Origin of the sequence: Colwellia sp. C1TZA3 (genome assembly GCF_007954265.1) — a bacterium.
Classification (GTDB): domain Bacteria; phylum Pseudomonadota; class Gammaproteobacteria; order Enterobacterales; family Alteromonadaceae; genus Cognaticolwellia.
Map to the genome: position 1 here is coordinate 1 of NZ_VOLS01000122.1, position 2,579 is coordinate 2,579.

The window sequence follows — 2,579 nt, forward strand, 5'->3', positions numbered from 1 at the left end:
TAGCTTCTTCACCCGTGTCATTAATTGCATCTAACAAGGCATCGATATCATCTGGGTCTGACACTTCACTGCTAGCTTCTTCACCCGTGTCATTAATTGCATCTAACAAGGCATCAATATCATCTGGATCTGACACTTCACTGCTAGCTTCTTCACCCGTGTTATTGATTGAGTCTAACAAGGCATCGATATCATCTGGGTCTGACACTTCACTGCTAGCTTCTTCACCCGTGTCATTAATTGCATCTAACAAGGCATCAATATCATCAGGATCTGACACTTCACTTGTCTCCACTGCTACAGTATCTTCAACTTTTTTGTCATCTACTGGTGACGCATCACTTTGATCATTAATCGAGTCTACCAAGGCATCAATATCATCTGGGTCTGATACGTCATTAGTGTTCCCTGCTGCAGTATTTTCAACTTTGTTGTCATTTACTAGTGACGCGTCACTTTGATCATTAATTGAGTCTACCAGTGCATCAATATTTTCTGGATCTGATCCTTCACTTGTCTTGGCTGCTACACTATCTTTTTTGGCTTTTTGGTCATTGACTGCTGGCGCGTCACTTTGATCATTAATCGAGTCTACCAGTGCATCAATATCTTCTGGATCTGATCCTTCACTTGTCTTGGCTGCTACACTATCTTCTTTGGCTTTTTGGTCATTTGCTGGTAACGCATTACTTTGATTATTTATCGAATCTTCCGATGCATCAACGTCTTCAGAGTTTGATACTTCACTTGCCTCTTCTGCTGCAGTATCCTCAAGCTCTGATACTTCATTTATATCTTCACTCTCGGTATCCAATAAAGCGTCAATATCTTCTGGTCTGTTCAGTATTTCAGTGTTGTTAAGTGCTGTTGACTCACTTTCCAAACTCTCAGCCAATAGATTATCTAATTCACTTTGATCAACTTTGTCTGGGTCAGCGTCAGCATCAAACTTTGTCTCATCGTCAGGACCTAGTTCGTCTTCTAATCCTGCAAACAAAGAGTCTAAATCGCCTTGGTCTAATTTTTCTCCTTCTAAGGCTTCACCTTCAACTAAGTCATCATCTAGAGAAATAATGTCTGACTCATTGTCTAAGGAAATATCTTCGAGTTCGTCTAAGTCATCTAAATCGTCTAAGTCGTTGGCAAACAGGTCGTCCTGATCTTCATCACTCTCTGATAGATCTATTGATAATTCATCATCGAGTGAAAGTTCATCGTCGAGTGATAATTCATCCTCTAAGGTTAATTCACTGTCTACACTTTCAGACGCTTGCTCATTTGTCGGTTTAGTTTTGGGCTCAACGATTTTTTCGCTCTTTGCAGGCGCGACATTTTCACCACTCTCTTTGCTAGCTTTACGTCGGTATAAAATAGCCAAAAATGACAACACTAATATCGCGGGTAGAGTTGCCATTAACACAACAAACCATGTACTGAACATAAAGCTATCTTCTTCAAAATCAGCCTTTTGTTTTTCTAATAATGACGCCTGCTCTCTAGCTTCAGCTTTTGCCAGTAAGGCTTGTTGCAGTGAGATCATATCGTCCATCTGCACTTTTATTTCTTTGCTTTTAGCTACTTCATTCTGCATGACGCCAAGTTGGTCAGTAAAGCTGGTAAGGCGTTGACGTAACGCTTCATTTTCTTTTAATAGACTTTGTAATCCATCGATTGAATCTAAAACATCATTCTGAATAGTGGCTAATCGTTGCTGTTGAGAACTATCTATAGCTTGTAACTGCACGTTGATTTCTGATTTAGCGTCATCTAAATCTTTTTTATTCACCGAGGTTTCTTCTGGCGATCGCACTTTGTTAGGGGTAACTTTGAGCACTTTCTTTTGCCATGCTTTGTCATCACTACGTGATTTTTGTTCTGCACCTTCAGAGTTAATGGCTCTCATGGCTTCAATAGAGGGAAGTTTTAAATACTGACCACTGATCATATGATTTAAATTTTTGTCTTTAAAGGAGCCAGGGTTATTTTCATACAGCGCTTGCATCACCTGATAAACAGACAATTGAGGGTCTGGCCGCACTTGCAGCGCAATATTCCATAAAGTGTCTTTACCTACGATAGGGCCATAACGGTCATAAGGAAAAGCATCTGTCGATTGTGGACCACGAATACGTATGCCGTCTTCGGCAAAAATAGGTAGACTCAAACAGCTAATGCTAATAATAAGTACCTGCCATAGGCACAGGCGTAACAATGTTTGCATTAAAATTTCCTATTTATAATAATTATGCGCCAATACAATGACGGGGCCAAGCTATGAGGTTGTAAAGCAAAAGTTATTCCAATTGTTAATTATTGCTGCTATTTAATTGGATAAATGCTCGCTAACTTTTACTATGCTATCAAATTAACACAACAATACTTATCTTATCGTTAATTTAATAAAAGTTAAATTAACACTAATACCAATCCCATTAAGTTATTGCTCACTTTTACTAGTTAAAATAGCTCAAGGCTGTGTTGCTCTCAATCCCAATAGCCAGCTATTGCTCAATCGAGCGCCTTACCTTGAGTTATTTTTCCTGCGCACAACAAGATCACAAACTTAATGGAACTGGTAT

General features: G+C 39.2%; 1 protein-coding gene. It reads right to left on the reverse strand.

Translation table 11 applies throughout. The features are described 5' to 3' along the window. Positions 1-2,221: FimV/HubP family polar landmark protein (locus ESZ39_RS17380; protein ID WP_317615726.1), on the reverse strand; the 2,221-nt coding region annotated here is incomplete at its 3' end. Between the last annotated feature and the right edge of the window lie 358 nt (positions 2,222-2,579).